Raw genomic sequence first — 15,940 nt, 5'->3', positions numbered from 1 at the left:
CTGAGCGATTTCAGCCTGCAGGCCCTGCAAGCCCGATATGGCGCGAAATGGCGCTGGCTGGCGGTGGGAACGGTGATGCTGGGCACCATAGCCACGGTGCTCAGCGCCACCATTATCAATGTCGCCCTGCCGGATATCATGCAGCATTTCGGTATTCGCCAAGGCCAGGCACACTGGATGGTCACCGGCTTTATCGCCGCGATGACCACCACCATGCTCACCACCGGCTGGTTGCTCGACCATTACGGCCTGCGCCGCAGCCTTGCGGCGGCGATGTTTGTCTTCACGCTGATTGCAATCGCCGGCGGCTTTGCGCCCACACCCGAATGGCTGATCGCCGCCCGCATTGGCATGGGCGCTGTGGCCGGCCTGATGCAGCCAATGGCCATGTATCTTGTCTTTCGGGTTTTTCCACGCGACATGCGGGGCCAGGCCATGGGCATCTACGGCGTGGGCGTGATTCTGGCGCCCGCCCTCGGCCCCGTGATCGGCGGGTTTATCGTCGACCAGTTGAGCTGGCGATACGTCATGTTTGCGCCCGCGCCGGTGACCCTATTGGGCATCTACATGGTTTATCGCTTCCTGCCCTGGCCGGTGTCCCGGCCCGCGCCCTATCGGTTCGACTTCCCCGGCCTGGCCTTGCTGGCCCTCTTTATCGGGCCCAGCCTGGATGCACTCAATGCGCTGCAACACGCCGACGGACAAGGGCTTCGCATCTCCCTGGGTGCCGGTGTGGCGATTGTAGCGCTGATTTTGTTTGTTCTGCGACAGCGTCACGCCAAACACCCGCTATTGCACCTGGGGTTGCTGCAGCGGCCGGAGTTTCTCAGTGCTTGCCTGGGCGCCATGGCGTTGGGTCTGGCGCTTTTCGGATCGACCTATCTGATTCCGCTATTTGTGCAGTCAGCCTTGCACTACTCCGCCACGGAAGCGGGCTTGCTGATGTTGCCGGCGGGGATCGCTCTCGGCATTACCTTCCCCATTGCCGGACGCATGGCAGACCGGCAACCGGCGCGCTGGATGATTATGGGCGGAATACTGGCCTTTGCGCTATCGACGACGCTGTTTGCGGTCTCTGATATGAGTCTGGGCTTCGCCTGGCTGGCGCTTTGGGCCGTCATTGGCCGGGTAGGATTGGGGCTGATCATGCCGGCGCTCTCCACCGGTGCACTGAATCCCCTGGACACCGACGAATTGGGCTATGGCTCCAGCATTATCAATTTTACCCGCCAGCTCGGCGGTGCTTTCGGCGTCAATATCGTTGCCTTGACGATCGAATACGGTGACCACGTCAACGGACTCCCCACCATTGACGCTTTCCATACCGCTTGGTGGCTGGTTACCGCCTTTGTCCTGATCGCCCTTTGGCCGGTACGCCGGATCGGCCTCGCGGGGACTATCCCAGCCGCCGCCGCGTCAGCAGAAAAATGAAGTAGCTGCCGCCAAGGATGGCGGCAATGGTGCCAGCGGGCATTTGTTTGGGGTACAGCAAAGCCCATCCCAGCCAGTCGGAAAAAATCATCAGCACCATGCCCGCCAGAGGCGCCAGCCAGAGCTGCGGCCACACTTTGCGCGCGCCCATCAGCGTCGCCACATGCGGCGCCAGCAGACCAACGAAGGCAATCGGCCCCATAATCGCGGTAACCAGCGCGCACAGCGCACACGCAAGGATCAGCAGCACCAAGCGTGCGCGGCCGGTATTCAAGCCACGCGCCAGGGCGACGTGATCGCCCGCCGATATCAAGGTCAGCCAGCGCGAGGTCGTGAGCGCCAGCAAGAACAGCGCGACCGTTCCGCCGGCGAAAAGCAGCGCCTTGGTATCCGATACCCGATAGGTGGAGCCGGACAACCACCCCAGAATGGCAAAAGCCTGATCGCTACCCTTGGCCAGGACAAAATGGACGATAGCCTCAATCAGGGCCCCGAGCGAGATACCAACCAAGATCATAATGCCAGGCGCGTAGTGAGTCCGGCGGCCGAGCAGGAGCAGCAGCGCCAGTACGCCTCCGCTGCCGGCAAAGGCCAGGACGGGGCCCGCCTCGTGAATCGAGCCGCCGACAAAGACGGTGTATAGCACCAGCGCAAGAGTGGCGCCGGCGGACATACCGAGAATATCCGGGCTGGCCAGCGGATTACGAATCAGACGCTGCAATATCAGCCCGGCCACCGCCATGCCGACTCCGGCACAGGCGGCGGTCAGCACGCGGGGCCAGCGTAGGGACAACACCAGTTCCGACGGCCACCGCAAGGCGGCCCAGGGCTGCGTCCAGGCAAACGCATCGGGCTTGAAGCAAAGGGTCAGAAGCACCAGAACAACCAGCGTCGCCGGCGCCAGCAGCCATACCCGGCGCCCGACGCGCGCAGCACCTTCCGGCAACTGTAGGGCGGTCTGATCCCGCGCGGAGAGCTTGCGGCGAGCGAACCAGATCAGGGCCGGCGCGCCCACCAGCGCCGCCGCCGTACCACTGGGCACGAGGTCGGGGAACCAGCTACTGGCTTGCACCGCCACGCTATCGGTCAGCAGCAATAGCACGGCGCCCAGCAAGAGACTGAAGTGCAGTTCATCCCGTGCCGTCCGAGCGCCCAGCGCCCGCGCAATATTAGGGGTAATCAGCCCGATGAAGCTGATGACGCCGACAGCGGTAATCGCCGAGGCCACCAACCATAGGGATAACAGCAACAGCACGGCAATGATGGGCCCGGTACTCAAACCCCGGGCGCCCGCCCCGGCATCCCCAAGGCGCAGCAACGTCAACGGTCGCGGAGCAACCAGCAGGACCAGCAGCGCGATGCTCAGCTTGGGCAGCAACCAAGTCACCCAGGTCCAATCGGTTTGGGTCAGGTCGCCGGCACCCCAGATGAATAGCGTTTCGGTGGCGTACTGATTCAGCAACACCAGGGTGGTTGCGATAGCCCCCATCAGGATATGGGTCGCCATTCCCGCCAGAATCACCGGCAGGCCGCCCAAACCGCTACGCCCGGCGATCAATAGCACAATGACGACCGAAACCAGCGCGCCGCCCATGGCAAACCAGGCGCCCCAGCTGCCCTTGAGCTCAGGCGCCCAGATGCTCACACAGACCAGCGCCAGCCAGGCACCGGAAGAGGCGCCGAGCGTCATCGGCGATAGCAATGGGTTTTGGGTAACCTGCTGCAGCAGACTGCCTACCAGCGCCATGACCGCCCCGACAAGCATGGCCAGCACCACCCGGGGCAAAGCCGCATAGATAAACTGGAAATCCTCGAACGTCTCCGGCGCCCGCCCCAAGATCAGCGACCATTGATCAGCCAGCGTCAGGGTACTGTTGAGGGAAAGATGGATAACCAGCGCGGCCAGCAGCGCCAGGCTGACCAGAATGTAGCGGGACACGCGTGCCTGCAGCCCCGCGCTGCCGGCGCGATCGAGCGCTGCCGTGGCGGTCATTGCGACGGGATGGTCAACAGCGCTTCCGCCATCGCCTGGGCAAGATAGCCCACCGATAGGGCGCCGCCATAGGACCAGGTGGACTCAACCGCCGCGACCCGGCTGGCGCGGGCAACCGGCATCGCCTGCCAAAGCGGTGAGGCGAACAGCTTTTCGACGCCCGGCGCCGGTTTGAAGTAAAGCAGGATGCCCTCTTGGATCTGGCTCAGCTCGGTAATTTTGCGCTGAGCGAAGCCCCACTGGCTCTCCGGCACCGGCATGGCGGGCTCAATCCCTATGTTCTGCAGTGCAGCCTGGACTGTGGAGTTGGCCCCAAACACCAAAGCAACCGCTTCGTTAAAGAAGCGGATGCCGGTAACGTTCGGGAGCGTTTCGCCAAAGTGCGCGTGCAGCCGGGCCTTGAGGTCCGCGAACTGGTCCTCCATCGCCGCCAGTTTTTTCTTCGCAAGTGCCTGTTTGTCGAACAGCTTGGCCAGCTCCAGATAGATCTGCCGGGCCGCCTCGGCATTATCGTGTTCTTCACTGAAGGCATCGAAGAACAGCACCGGGGCGATCCGTTCCAGCTTTTCCACCAGCCCTTCCTGGCCGTTGGAGAGAATAATCACGTCCGGCTCCAGTTCGGCCAGCTTCTCGATACTCGGCTCGGTGCGTTTGCCTACGTCGGCGACGCCTTCAGGCACGGCCGGGCGCACCACCCAGGTGTTATAGCCCTCGATATCCGCCACACCCACCGGTTCGACGCCCAGTTCCAGCACATCCTCGGTCATCGCCCAACTGATGGAGACCACACGTTTGGGCACGGTATCGAAAGTGTGCTCGCCACGGCCATCGGTGACCGTCACCGCGAGAGCCTGGAAGGCAGCTAAAAAGCCAACACACAGGGCCGACACACGTAAAAGGGTACGAACTACCATCAACGAACTCCGAAAATCAGGCGACCACAGCGACCGGGCGTTCATGGCCGGGCTGGGGCAAGAGTTGAATATCAATACCGTAGAGATGACTGAGACGATCGTGGGAGAGCAACTCGTCCGGCGTGCCGTCGAACACCAGCGCCCCGCCCTTGAGCGCAATAATACGATCGGCGTAGCGGGCGGCCAGATTGACGTCGTGCAGAATAACCACCACGCCACGGCCGGACCCCTGGTTCAGCTCGCGCAATAGCCGCATGGATTCATACTGGTGGGACAGATCCAGTGCCGATGTGGGCTCGTCGAGCAACAACAGTGGCGATTGCTGGGCCAGCAACATGGCGATCCAGGCCCGCTGACGCTCGCCACCGGAAAGTTGGTCGGTCAACTGATCGGCGTAAGCGGTGATATCGGTACGCACCATGGCATCGTCAATAGCTTCGGCATCCTCCGACCGCCAGCGGCCGAACAGCCCACGCCAGGGGTAGCGGCCCAACGCGACCAGTTCACGTACATTGAGACCGGCAACCTCCGGCAAACGCTGGGGCAGAAAAGCAATTTCCCGCGCCAAAGCGCGCTGCGAGAAACTCCGGATCGGCTGGCCATTGAGGCGCACTTCGCCCTCGTCAGGAACCGACTGACGCGCTAGCAGGTTCATCAGCGTGGATTTACCCGAGCCGTTATGCCCCAGGATGACCGTGAACTCATGTGCGGCAATGGAGAGCTGCTTCAGCTTCAGGATGTCGCGGCCGTCGCGATTCATCCGGATGGCGCTCAGCTCAAGCATAGTCAGTCAGCTCTTGTTTAAGGCGTTCGATACGTACGCTGGGCTTTAGTTTGGGACAGGTCGCACACAGATCGCCATCGTGCCGCCGATAATGCATACAGCAGGCTTTGCGGTCCAGCACCAGCGGGGTGCGGCCATCCGGCAAGGGCAAGGCCATCAACGCACTCTGGTTCTCCAGGCCGGTGGCGGCGAGCCAGGCATCGGCCAGCGCCAACTGGTCCGCCTGAGACAGGTCAGGGCACAGTTCGCTCAGCCGACTAACGCCAGCCATCAGGCTGTCCGCAACCAGGCGCAACGCACTCAGCGGCTTGATCCGGGTGATTTCGCGCAACTCGGCCAGCAACGAGTCACAAAACCATCGCAACGCCGCGCCACCGCGCTGAATCAACGCCGCCTGGCTGCCCGTTTCCCACTCCGAATCTGCCGGGAAGCGAAAACCCGCCACCATCTGCTTTCCCGCTTTCTGACGCAGCTCATCCAGTGGCGGCAGGATTCCCGCGCCATGGACACCGACCAGCACCAGCACCGCCGGTTGCCAGATGAGCAGGGTCCAGCATCGAACGGACCAATAAGGCATTCCAGCCTCCGGATTGGCGAGGCGAAGCTCATCGTACAGTGACTGGATGACCGCGCTGTTGTCCCGTCCGGCGCGAATACACTGATCGTCGCTGTTCGAGCACTCGCCCGCCAGTGCCGGATGCACCCGGGTGGAGAGGGCAAAAAATCTCTCTAGCGCTGTAGACTGGGCGTGGGCCATGGAGCGTGCAAGGTCCGTGGGATGGGCGGTGGCCGATAGAACGCGTACCGGCTTTCGAGTAGTGACAACTGCCATGGCAAGTTTACTCAGCACGCCGACTTCGAGCAAATGCAAATCCGTATCATTAAGGTTATAAATCGTGTCGCAACTGCACCTAACAGTTGCCCCTAGGCCCGAGCTTGGTTAGACTTTCCCGCATCTCCAGGGGAGTAGTCTTCGCGCCGGTCCTGCCGCGCGGGCGATAGTCAACAAGCTTGAGGCACATCCTCATGGCTGTCGCGTCCCACCAAAGGGATTGACGAGACCTGGGATAACACGGCCTGCCATGGGGTGGACGGTCGAGTTATCCCTGCGTCTTCAGAAATCCGCCCCATTATTGGAGTGTTCATGGATGCCTTCCTGGCTTCAACGCTTGCCGTCACTATTGCCGAAATCGGCGACAAGACCCAGTTGTTGTCACTTTTCCTGGTTTGCCGTTTCGCTAAGCGCACGCCTATTGTCCTGGGCATCCTTGTCGCTACGCTACTTAATCACGCGCTTTCGGCCTTACTTGGGGTCTGGCTGGCCAAAGTCATTCCTGCTAGCTGGCTCCCCTGGATCGTCGCGGCCAGCTTTATCGGCATTGCCTTATGGCTGCTGATTCCCGATAAGGACGACAGCGAAAGCTCGGGTCTGCTGCGTTTTGGCGCCTTTACCGCCACCACTCTGATGTTTTTTATTGCCGAGATCGGCGACAAAACCCAGATCGCCACCGTTGTACTGGCAGCCCGCTATGAAGAAACGGTATGGGTGATTCTCGGCACGACTGCCGGGATGCTGCTGGCCAACATCCCGATCATCTGGGCCGGCCGCTGGCTTATGGACCGGCTCCCCCTGGCTGCAGCGCGCTTGCTGGCCTGCGCGTTGTTTATCGTGCTCGGCGTGCTGACGATATGGGGAGCTTACAATGGCATCAGCCTATCGCCTTGAAGGCGCCGAACCCTTCCCGGCGGGCCTGTGAATGTCCGCAGGCTTACACAAGCGAACAAAACATCACTGGAATTACGGCAAGACCCTACTGCAACCCACGCAAGACCGCTTACAGTATGGGATAATCAAGACATCGTTCTAGGGAGCCTCTGAAAAAGTCCATTCTGCGGCGAATCACTGCGTTGCGCGGTGCTCAGACACTCGCCTACCAGCAAGGTATGTCTCGCATCTTGCGCTCCGTGCGCCTTGCGCTTCATCCACAGCCTGAACTTTTTCAGAGGCTCCCTAGCGACTGGACGCCCGACAACGGAGCGGTTAACGTTGGGCCAGTCCACTTATTGTGCATAAAGATTGCTCTTTGTGCAGAAGATTACTCTTTGTGCAAAAGTTACTCTGCCAGCGTGGATTTCGAAGTCAGCCGCCGGTTGACCGTACAATACTGCGGGCAGACAGATTCACCCGAATTGGCAGGGAACATTCCCCAAGGAATTCAGCAATGGCATTTTTCAGACCGGGCCTGATTGCGACCTGGCTGTTACTGACAGCGTCCCCCGCGTTTGCGGAAAAAGTCGCCCTACCAATTAATGGCGACCTGGTGGGCGCTATGGGCACCATGGCCACCCGCTACGAAGACACCTTTGCCGACATCGGCAGCCGCAACAGCATAGGCTACCTCGAGCTGGTGCATGCCAACCCCGGCGTCGATCCCTGGCTGCCAGGCGACGGCACGCAAATTAGCCTGCCCCAGCAACACGTTCTGCCCGACGCCCCCCGGGACGGCATCGTGATCAATCTGGCGGAATTCCGCCTTTATTACTACACCCGGGATGGCGTTAAAACCTATCCCGTCGGCGTCGGCACCGAGCAGAACCCGTCTCCTTTGACCCAGACCGAGGTCACCATGCGCCTGGAGTCACCGGCGTGGTATCCACCGGCCAGCGTGCGTGCAGAATACGCGGCGTCCGGGGAGGCGCTGCCTCGCGTCATTCCACCCGGACCGGAAAACCCACTCGGCCCTTACGCACTCAAACTCAGCGCCGAAGGTTACCTGATCCACGGTACCAACAAAAAATTCGGTATCGGCATGCAAGTCAGCCATGGCTGCATCCGCATGTATAACGAGGACATTGCCGAGCTGGTCTACGCGGTGCCCAAAGGCACACCGGTCGAGTTCGTCAACCAGCCGGTCAAGGTCGGCATGCGGGGCAACGAAGTTTGGCTGGAAATCCATCGCCCCAAGGAAGAAGTCGACAGCAACACGAAAGACATGCTGTGGCGACGCGTAATGGAGCGTATGGACTCCCTGCTGGACGCACATCCCGGCGTCGAGTTCCAGCGCGCCGCTGTAGAGATGGCCATCGATCAGGCCGATGGCGTACCGCGCCTGGTCGGCGAGCGGGTCCGGCAAATGGCCCAGGCCGCCGATGACACCGAGGCATCGTCCACCTCCCTGTAGTGATCACGCCGGAATAGTGATCACGCTAGAGTAGTGATCGCACTAAATAGCGATCACGCAAAATACCAGTCGTGCTCAATGTCGTGCTCAATAGTGGCGTGACCGACATAAAGGCCGGGATAACAACAAATAGGCACCGCCATGGCAAAAACCGTTCTGATTACCGGCGCTAGCTCGGGACTTGGTGAAGGCATGGCCCGCGAGTTCGCGGAACGCGGTTACAACCTCGCACTGTGCGCCCGGCGCACCGGACGCCTGGAGCAGCTCCGGGATGAATTGACCGAGCGTTTCGCGCCCGTGAGCATCAAGATACGTGCACTGGACGTGAACGACCATGGCCAGGTCTTAGAGGTCTTTCGGGGCTTCCACGAGGATTTCGGCCGCTTGGACCGCATCGTCGTCAACGCCGGTATCGGCAAAGGCCAGCCCCTGGGTACAGGCAACTTTGAAGCCAACCGCCAAACCGCCGAGACCAACTTCGTCGCCGCCCTGGCCCAAATGGAGGCGGCGATGGAAATCTACCGTGGCCAGAACCAAGGCCACCTGATCGTCATGTCTTCAGTCAGTGCCATACGTGGTATGCCCGGTAACGTCACCACCTATGCCGCCACCAAGGCCGGCATCGCCTCCCTGGCAGAAGGCTTACGGGTGGAATTAGCCCGAAAACGTTCGCCGATCCGTGTCACGACACTCTATCCGGGCTACATTCGTACTGAGATTAACGAAAAAGTGAAGAATACGCCGTTCATCGTGGATACCGCGACCGGTTGCCGCGCTTTGGTCCGCGCTATCGAATCCGAGAAGGCTGAGGCCTTCGTCCCGGGCTGGCCCTGGCGACCGCTCGGTTTCATCATGAAACGGCTACCGCTTCCCCTGCTGAAACGCATGGTCTGACGCGCGAACGGAATGCACTGACGCAGATCTCGACAGATGCAGGGAACGTATCTGTAAGTGAGGACTCTGAAGACTGGGGCTTATAGTCCCTGATTCACGTCGAGCTGGGAGATCGCTGCTATGCGCCGACTACCGCAACCGGCCCTGCGTCCGCCGATGCTCTGCTTCTGGCTGGTGTGCGCCATGCTTGGCTTCGGGCTATCGATACATACTCTGGCCCAGGATACCCCTACCTCTTCCCAAGGTTCAGCCCACGTCCTGACCATCGACGGGGCCATCGGGCCCGCCACCATGGATTATCTCCTCCGGGGGCTAGAGCGAGCCGAAGAGCAGCAGGCCGACCTGGTGATCATCGCCATGGATACGCCCGGCGGCCTGATGTCTTCCATGCGCGATATGATCAAGGCGATACTGGCCTCGCCAGTCCCGGTCGCAACCTATGTATCGCCGTCCGGAGCGCGTGCAGCCAGTGCCGGCACCTATATCCTCTACGGCAGCCATATCGCCGCCATGGCCCCCGCCACGCACTTGGGCTCGGCCACCCCGGTCCAGATGGGCGGGATGCCGGGACAACAGGAGGACCCGTCTTCCAAAGAATCGGCGCCGGAAAATCAAAACGGTAACAACGGCAACGCAGAAAACGAGCGCGACCAAAAAGAGACCCAGGGCGGAAGCGCCATGGAGCGCAAGGTCATGGAAGACGCCGTTGCCTACATCCGCAGCCTGGCGGAACGGCGTGGGCGCAATGCCGATTGGGCGGAACGCGCCGTGCGCGAGGCGGTTAATCTCAGTGCGACCGGTGCACTGGAACAGAACGTTATCGATGTCGTCGCCGCTGATATTCCCCAACTGCTGAGCAAAATCGACGGCCGCACCGTCACTATGGCGCAAGGCGAGGAACAGACCCTGCAGACCGCCAATCTCACCCTGGAGCGTTTTGAGCCGGACTGGCGCACGCAGATTCTGGCCGTGCTGACCGATCCCAATGTGGCCTACTTTCTGATGATCATCGGTTTTTACGGCATCATCTTTGAACTGGCCAATCCGGGCGGCCTCGTGCCTGGCGTCATTGGCGCCATTTGCCTTGTACTGGCGCTGTTCGCATTTCAAGTACTGTCGGTGAACTACGCCGGTCTGGCGCTGATCCTGCTGGGACTGGCCTTTATTGTTGCCGAAGCCTTTATGCCCAGTTTCGGCATATTGGGGCTGGGAGGTATTGCCGCCTTCGTGGTGGGCTCAGTGATCCTGATGGACGGCACCCACCAGGCGATATCGCGGCCGCTGATCGGCGGCACAGCCGCTGTTGCCGCCGGATTCATGCTATGGACCGTGACCCGTTTCATGTCACTGCGCAAACGCCAAGTGGTCAGCGGCATGGAACAGATGCAGGGCGAAGAGGGCCTGGCTCTGGATACCTTTATCGCGCAGGAGGAGCAGTACCGCGGCCATGCCCGCCTCAACGGCGAGCGCTGGAACGCCATTAGCAGCGCCCCGATTGAGCGGAACCAAACGGTCCGGGTCGAACGCGTAGACGGCTTGACCGCCGTCGTCTTGCCGGTGGACGACACGGCAACGGATACCGAATAAACGATGCATCGCCAGCAAGCGCTTTAGCGTTCATCGCATCATCGGGAGTAGCTTTAGATCAGGAGTACCGCGAGATCAGAAGTACTGCAAGATCAGAAGTACTGCAAAATCAGAAGTACTGCGAGATCAGGAGCAACCGCTGGATCAAGGGTAAGCACTGGCTCAAAAGTAGTTACCGGATCGGGAACATCGACTGTATCGAGAGCAGCTATATCAGCATTTATTGAGAGCAACTACAGGCTTTTTCAGGGATCAACCACCGTCGATTTGGAGAGCATGCCATGCTAGGCAACCTGATACCTTACGTCGCACCGATCATCCTGCTGTTGATCATCCTCGGCGCCGCCATCCGCATCCTGCGGGAATACGAGCGTGGCGTCGTGTTTTTCCTGGGGCGCTTTCAGGGCGTTAAAGGACCCGGCCTTATCTTTGTGATTCCCGCCATCCAGCAGATTACCCGCGTCGACTTGCGGGTCATCACCTTGGATGTGCCCAGTCAGGATGTTATTTCCCGCGACAATGTCACCGTACGCGTCAACGCCGTGCTCTATTTCCGAGTGGTCGACCCGGAGAAAGCCATTATTCGAGTCGAGAATTTCGGCGCCGCTACCAGCCAGCTGGCCCAGACCACCTTGCGCTCGGTGTTGGGCAAACACGATTTAGATGAAATGCTCTCCGAGCGGGATAAACTCAACGCCGATATTCAGGAAATCCTGGACACCCAAACCGAAGAGTGGGGGATCAAGGTCGCCAATGTGGAAATCAAGCATGTGGACCTGAACGAGTCGATGATCCGCGCCATTGCCCGTCAGGCGGAAGCTGAGCGGGAACGCCGAGCCAAGGTTATCCATGCCGAGGGTGAATTACAGGCGTCGGAAAAGCTCGTCGAGGCAGCCAACGTCATGTCCGCCAACTCAGCGGCCCTGCAACTGCGCTACCTGCAAACGCTGGCTGACATGAGTAACAATAACAGCTCGACCATCGTCTTCCCGTTGCCGATGGATATCATGGAAAGTTTCGCCAAGCGCAAACAACCTCCGGGCGGGGGTCATGACGACATTTCCCGAAACGGCTAGCCGGGTATATTTCACGCATAAAAAAGGCCGGTTGAACCGGCCTTTTTTGCATCTGTCAGAGCAGAGAGATTACTTCTGGCTCGACTTCTGCAGCATACGCTTGGCACGCTCGTTGGCTTCTTCAGCTGAACGCTGGGCTTTCATCGCCGCGTCCATTGCTTGCTCTGCCTTTTCATAGGCAGCATTTGCGCGGCTCTGAGCAGAGTTAGCGGTGCTCAGTGCGTTGCTGGCAGTCTGCTCTGCAGAATCTGCAGTTGCTGCTGCATCGTCCATAGCTTCCTGGTTGGCCGTGCTGGCACAGCCAGCAGTCAGAGCGGTGGCCAGTGCAAAACCTGCGATCGTCAACTTACGCATTATCGATACCCCTTATTGGTGTTTATTTCTTCCTAGACTGCAGAAGTCTTACCGGAACCAACTCCCTGTAAGTCCCTCATTCTGGACAGTGAACATCCAAATCGTCTTCGACAGTGTAGAACACTGCGTTACGAATAGTGAACTATAGATGAGACAATAGTGTTCGCCAATTACCGCTTCGTAACCCGTAAACTAAGGTTACGCGTCAGGGGAGTATACGGATAGGAGTGCCGTCTTTGACCAATGACCAAATCTCGTCCATGGCTTCATTGTTAACCGCAATGCAGCCGTCGGTCCAATCCAGCCCCGCGTAGGCGAAAGCCAAATCGCCTGCATCGTTGGGCAGACCGTGGATCATGATAGCGCCGCCGGGGTTCAGCCCCCAGGCTTCGGCCAGCTTGCGGTCCCGATCATTGGGATAAGAAATGTGCAGCGATTTGTAGAACCGGCTCTCTGAATTTCGCCAATCCAGCGTGTAGTCGCCCTCCGGCGTACGCTCGTCACCTTCCCAAAGCTTGTGCCCTTCAGGATTGTCGCCCAGTGAAATCCGATAGCTAAGAATCGGCTCATTGCCTGCAATCAGGTCCATACGGCGACTAGCCTTGTGAACCACCACCCGATCGACCTGCAATTGGCCGCGCGTCAATTTGCCGTAAGAGGTATCAATCATGGCCAGGTTTTCCGCCGAGAGATAACCCGGAACCCAGAACAGAGCGAACAGCAAGAATAGTGGAAAGGCTCGAGACAGCATGCGTGGACCGGCAGATTGCGAAAGTTTAATGGCTTTTATATAGCATAGCCGTAGGTTGCGTTCGACTCCTAATCGTAACTCTGGAATCTTTGTGCGTAATCGGATGTATCCGCGGAAGCCACTACGCTACCACGCAGCCGTGAATCAAAACAGGCGGATGCCAGCGGCTGATCAGCGATTAACTCAAGCCGGCTGGCCAACTGGGGTGAAACAGGATAGCGCTGTAAGGCTCCATCCACGGCATTGATGGCCAGCCACCCCCGATCCGTATGGAGAACGCCCTTGGCTCTTACCAGCCGGCTATCGCCCGCCAAAGAGCAGAGACGGGAGGCGTCGAACGTCGTTGCGGGATCAATCAACCAGCCGAGGCTGACAAAGCCATTGCCGCTATTCGCGCGATGCTGCCACGGCTGCGCTCCGAGCGTAGCCGTATCGACCGGCGGGGAAGGGTGATCGCCATGGTCATGGTCATGGTCATGGTCATGGTCATGGTCATGGTCATGGTTGTGGGCGTGGGCGTGGGCGTGGGCCTGCGCATCGGAGAACCGGGGCGTCCCGCCGGCGCCCTCCAACCAATCAAGCTCCAGCCGGCCATACCGGGTTTGCGCCAACTGCGACTTCATCGGGTTCAACGCCCCCGCCCAGGACCAGAAGGCGCTCAACTGAGCATCGCTACACAGGTCGGTTTTGTTCGCCACCAAGATATCCGCAGCCGCCACTTGATCCCGAAAGTGAACGTTATCGCGCACCCGGGGCTCCTCCAAACGGCGTGGATCCACCAGGCAGAGGTTGGCGCGCAGATCCAGCACCTGGCGATAGAATTCGCCCGATAGCGTCTTCAGAATCTGGGCCGGGTGCCCAAGACCGGTGGGTTCGATCAAAAGCCGGTCGGGCCGGGCCTGCTTGATCAGCATGTTAAGCCCCATTTGCATTGGCAAGCCCGCCACGCAACACATACAGCCGCCGGGCACCTCGCGCACCACAGCACCTTGCGTGGCCAGCAGCGCGCCGTCGATGCCCACCTCACCGAACTCGTTGACCAGCACCGCCCAGGTCTCGTTCGCCGGCTTTCGAGTCAAAAGATCCAGGATGGCGGTGGTCTTACCGGCGCCCAAAAAGCCCAGCACCAAATGGGTCGGAATACGCATACAAAGGCCTCGAAATAGAAACGTTATAGCATAACACTTCGAGAACAGCCGTGCCTGTGTTCAGCCCCGCTCATCCATCTTCAGACCCACCTTGGTGACACGGTCCGCCTCAGTGGCTCGAGCAACCAGCGTTACCGGGCCAAGCACGACGCGGTCACCGACCACCGGATGGCCCTTGCTGCGACGGGCAAAGCAATCCGCCAGCGAGATCTCAGGCGGCAGTTCGTCGAACTCAATGCCATAAACCTGCTCCACGTCGCCCAGCAACGCATCGCCGTTCAGCACAAAATCACCGAAGAACGCCCTTTCCATCAGGTGGCTTGGCGGCTGACGACCACTGAGGATATGGCCCAGATCCGTGAGGCTGTCGGAGAGCGCAAACACCGCCAGCACATCACCGCGCTGAACCAGCGTCTCTTTGTCCGGCGCTAAGCACTGACGGTTGCGGAAGATACCGGCCAACGCCGCATTGGCCGGCAACCGCAAGCGACCCACCGGGCGCGGGTCCTCCCAACGGTCCCCCCGCAGCGGAAATAGCATCAATTCATGGTCGCCCGCGGCAGAGACGTCCAGGGGCAAGCGGCGATAAGGCTCTTCCGGCGCCGGCACCTCCAGCTTGAGCCAGCGGGCAATGCGCGCAAGGGAGCTACCCTGGACCACCAGCGAAACCAGCACCACGAAGAAGGCAATGTTAAAGATCAGCGGCGCCTCCGGCAGGCTGGCCATCATCGGAAACAGGGCCAGCACAATGGGCACCGCACCCCGCAGGCCGACCCAACTGATGAAGGTCAATTCGCGACGGTTGAAGCTGAACGGCCAGAGGGTGGAGAAAACCGCCAGCGGCCGGGCAAACAGGATCAGCACCAGCGACAGCAGCAACGCGCTGCCCGCCAGCGGCATCAGCTGGCTGGGATTGACCAGCAGCCCGAGTATCAGGAACAGGCTCATCTGTGCCAGCCAAGCCAATCCGTCATGGACTTGAAGAATCATCGGCATCATACGCACCGAGCGATTACCCATCACCACGCCGGCCAGGTAGATCGCCAGGAAGCCACTGCCGGACAGCGCATTGGTCGCCGCAAACAAGACGATCCCCGCCGCCGCCACCAGCAGCGGGTAAAGCGCCGGCATCAAACGCACCCAGTTAACCAGGCGCACGATCAGCCGCCCACCCAATAGCCCCATGATCGCGCCGATGCCGAACTGCTCCACCAATAACCAGATGCTGCCCAACAGACCCGATTCTTCCCGCGTCATGATGGCCAGCAGCATAAGGGTGAGAAAGATAGCCATCGGGTCGTTGCTGCCCGATTCGATCTCCAGGGTGGCGCCCACCCGTTCGTTCAGGTGAAGGCCACGTCCCTGCAACAGCGAAAACACGGCGGCGGCATCCGTGGACGAGATAATGGCCCCCACCAGAAATGCCGTCATCCAACTCAGGTCGAACAGCCAGCGCGCCGCCAGAGCGGCAACGGCGGCTGTGAGCAGCACACCGGCCGAAGCGAGCAACAAGGCGGGTTTAAGGCCGACGCGGAAGGTTTCTGCCCGGGTTCGCATCCCGCCATCCAGCAGGATCACCGCCAGGGCCAGGTTGCCCACCATGAAGGTCAGCTCGAAGTCATCGAATCGGATACCCCCGGGGCCATCTTCCCCCATCAACATCCCGACGCCGAGAAAAATAAGGAGTACCGGCATGCCGAGCCGGCTGGATAGCGGGCTGAGAAGGATGCTGACCACCAGCATCAGGGCACCGATCAGGGTAAAGGTTGGGTCCATGCTATCTCCAGTCCGTTCACCGGCATGATAGCAGGTCCTGACGTTTAGAA

14 protein-coding genes are annotated in these 15,940 nt (G+C 60.2%); 6 read left to right on the top strand and 8 right to left on the bottom strand.

What is annotated here, in order from left to right; translation table 11 throughout:
• The gene (locus tag FXO11_RS01005) at positions 1–1,431 is read left to right on the top strand and encodes a DHA2 family efflux MFS transporter permease subunit (protein WP_148861156.1); all 1,431 of its coding nucleotides are present in this window, start codon (positions 1–3) and stop codon (positions 1,429–1,431) included.
• Here FXO11_RS01005 and fhuB read toward each other — a convergent pair.
• Genes fhuB through FXO11_RS00985 form a run of 4 tightly spaced genes read right to left on the bottom strand, consistent with a single transcriptional unit; the run spans position 1,397 to position 5,993 of the window.
• Positions 1,397–3,424: a Fe(3+)-hydroxamate ABC transporter permease FhuB gene (gene fhuB / locus FXO11_RS01000; RefSeq protein WP_148861155.1), complete on the bottom strand. Its 2,028-nt coding sequence runs from the start codon at positions 3,422–3,424 to the stop codon at positions 1,397–1,399. The two genes, FXO11_RS01005 and fhuB, sit on opposite strands and share 35 nt — an antisense overlap.
• Positions 3,421–4,338: an ABC transporter substrate-binding protein gene (locus tag FXO11_RS00995; RefSeq protein ID WP_148861154.1), complete on the bottom strand. Its 918-nt coding sequence runs from the start codon at positions 4,336–4,338 to the stop codon at positions 3,421–3,423. Before FXO11_RS00995 ends, fhuB begins: the two co-directional genes overlap by 4 nt.
• A 16-nt stretch (positions 4,339–4,354) precedes the next feature.
• A complete protein-coding gene (locus FXO11_RS00990) occupies positions 4,355–5,122 on the bottom strand; it encodes an ABC transporter ATP-binding protein (RefSeq protein ID WP_148861153.1) in 768 nt (255 codons plus the stop codon).
• Positions 5,115–5,993 (bottom strand): siderophore ferric iron reductase, encoded by an 879-nt coding sequence (locus FXO11_RS00985; RefSeq protein WP_148861152.1) that lies wholly within the window; start codon positions 5,991–5,993, stop codon positions 5,115–5,117. The genes FXO11_RS00990 and FXO11_RS00985 overlap by 8 nt, the downstream gene beginning before the upstream one ends.
• A 273-nt stretch (positions 5,994–6,266) precedes the next feature.
• Here FXO11_RS00985 and FXO11_RS00980 point away from each other — a divergent pair, with 273 nt between their 5' ends.
• From FXO11_RS00980 to FXO11_RS00955, 5 genes are all read left to right on the top strand, one after another.
• Positions 6,267–6,848, top strand: coding sequence for a TMEM165/GDT1 family protein (locus FXO11_RS00980; protein WP_148861151.1), 582 nt, complete (start codon positions 6,267–6,269; stop codon positions 6,846–6,848).
• A 496-nt stretch (positions 6,849–7,344) separates the two neighbouring features.
• Positions 7,345–8,304 carry a L,D-transpeptidase family protein gene (locus FXO11_RS00970; RefSeq protein ID WP_148861150.1) on the top strand — a complete coding sequence of 320 codons (960 nt, stop codon included), beginning with the start codon at positions 7,345–7,347 and terminating at the stop codon, positions 8,302–8,304.
• Between the two features lie 141 nt (positions 8,305–8,445).
• Positions 8,446–9,198 carry an SDR family oxidoreductase gene (locus FXO11_RS00965; RefSeq protein WP_148861149.1) on the top strand — a complete coding sequence of 251 codons (753 nt, stop codon included), beginning with the start codon at positions 8,446–8,448 and terminating at the stop codon, positions 9,196–9,198.
• A 120-nt stretch (positions 9,199–9,318) separates the two neighbouring features.
• The gene (locus tag FXO11_RS00960; protein WP_148861148.1) at positions 9,319–10,785 is read left to right on the top strand and encodes an NfeD family protein; all 1,467 of its coding nucleotides are present in this window, start codon (positions 9,319–9,321) and stop codon (positions 10,783–10,785) included.
• Positions 10,786–11,066: 281 nt separating this feature from the next.
• On the top strand, positions 11,067–11,861 hold the full coding sequence (locus FXO11_RS00955) for a slipin family protein (RefSeq protein ID WP_148861147.1): 795 nt from the start codon (positions 11,067–11,069) through the stop codon (positions 11,859–11,861).
• 69 nt (positions 11,862–11,930) lie between these two features.
• On the opposite strand, the gene FXO11_RS00950 is transcribed toward FXO11_RS00955, so the two are convergent.
• The 4 genes from FXO11_RS00950 to FXO11_RS00935 form a co-directional block, all read right to left on the bottom strand.
• Complete coding sequence (locus FXO11_RS00950; protein ID WP_148861146.1) at positions 11,931–12,215, bottom strand: Lpp/OprI family alanine-zipper lipoprotein; 285 nt, start codon at positions 12,213–12,215, stop codon at positions 11,931–11,933.
• 205 nt (positions 12,216–12,420) lie between these two features.
• Positions 12,421–12,885 carry a L,D-transpeptidase family protein gene (locus FXO11_RS00945; protein WP_227545998.1) on the bottom strand — a complete coding sequence of 155 codons (465 nt, stop codon included), beginning with the start codon at positions 12,883–12,885 and terminating at the stop codon, positions 12,421–12,423.
• Positions 12,886–13,034: 149 nt separating this feature from the next.
• Positions 13,035–14,114 (bottom strand): CobW family GTP-binding protein, encoded by a 1,080-nt coding sequence (locus FXO11_RS00940; protein WP_148861144.1) that lies wholly within the window; start codon positions 14,112–14,114, stop codon positions 13,035–13,037.
• 60 nt (positions 14,115–14,174) lie between these two features.
• Entirely contained in the window at positions 14,175–15,890 is a 1,716-nt protein-coding gene (locus FXO11_RS00935) for a potassium/proton antiporter (protein WP_148861143.1), read from the bottom strand.
• Between the last annotated feature and the right edge of the window lie 50 nt (positions 15,891–15,940).

The sequence above is a fragment of the Marinobacter fonticola genome (genome assembly GCF_008122265.1).
GTDB classification, from domain to species: Bacteria; Pseudomonadota; Gammaproteobacteria; order Pseudomonadales; family Oleiphilaceae; genus Marinobacter_A; species Marinobacter_A fonticola.
Note: the sequence above shows the minus strand (reverse complement) of the source record. Positions and strands in the feature narration are given on the sequence as shown.

Bases quoted from the DNA above. Each gene is read 5' to 3' on its own strand.
- fhuB (WP_148861155.1), bottom strand. From the start codon at position 3,424: ATGACCGCCACGGCAGCGCTCGATCGCGCCGGCAGCGCGGGGCTGCAG.
- FXO11_RS00995 (WP_148861154.1), bottom strand. From the start codon at position 4,338: ATGGTAGTTCGTACCCTTTTACGTGTGTCGGCCCTGTGTGTTGGCTTT.
- FXO11_RS00990 (WP_148861153.1), bottom strand. From the start codon at position 5,122: ATGCTTGAGCTGAGCGCCATCCGGATGAATCGCGACGGCCGCGACATC.
- FXO11_RS00980 (WP_148861151.1), top strand. From the start codon at position 6,267: ATGGATGCCTTCCTGGCTTCAACGCTTGCCGTCACTATTGCCGAAATC.
- FXO11_RS00970 (WP_148861150.1), top strand. From the start codon at position 7,345: ATGGCATTTTTCAGACCGGGCCTGATTGCGACCTGGCTGTTACTGACA.
- FXO11_RS00965 (WP_148861149.1), top strand. From the start codon at position 8,446: ATGGCAAAAACCGTTCTGATTACCGGCGCTAGCTCGGGACTTGGTGAA.
- FXO11_RS00960 (WP_148861148.1), top strand. From the start codon at position 9,319: ATGCGCCGACTACCGCAACCGGCCCTGCGTCCGCCGATGCTCTGCTTC.
- FXO11_RS00955 (WP_148861147.1), top strand. From the start codon at position 11,067: ATGCTAGGCAACCTGATACCTTACGTCGCACCGATCATCCTGCTGTTG.
- FXO11_RS00950 (WP_148861146.1), bottom strand. From the start codon at position 12,215: ATGCGTAAGTTGACGATCGCAGGTTTTGCACTGGCCACCGCTCTGACT.
- FXO11_RS00945 (WP_227545998.1), bottom strand. From the start codon at position 12,885: ATGATTGATACCTCTTACGGCAAATTGACGCGCGGCCAATTGCAGGTC.
- FXO11_RS00940 (WP_148861144.1), bottom strand. From the start codon at position 14,114: ATGCGTATTCCGACCCATTTGGTGCTGGGCTTTTTGGGCGCCGGTAAG.
- FXO11_RS00935 (WP_148861143.1), bottom strand. From the start codon at position 15,890: ATGGACCCAACCTTTACCCTGATCGGTGCCCTGATGCTGGTGGTCAGC.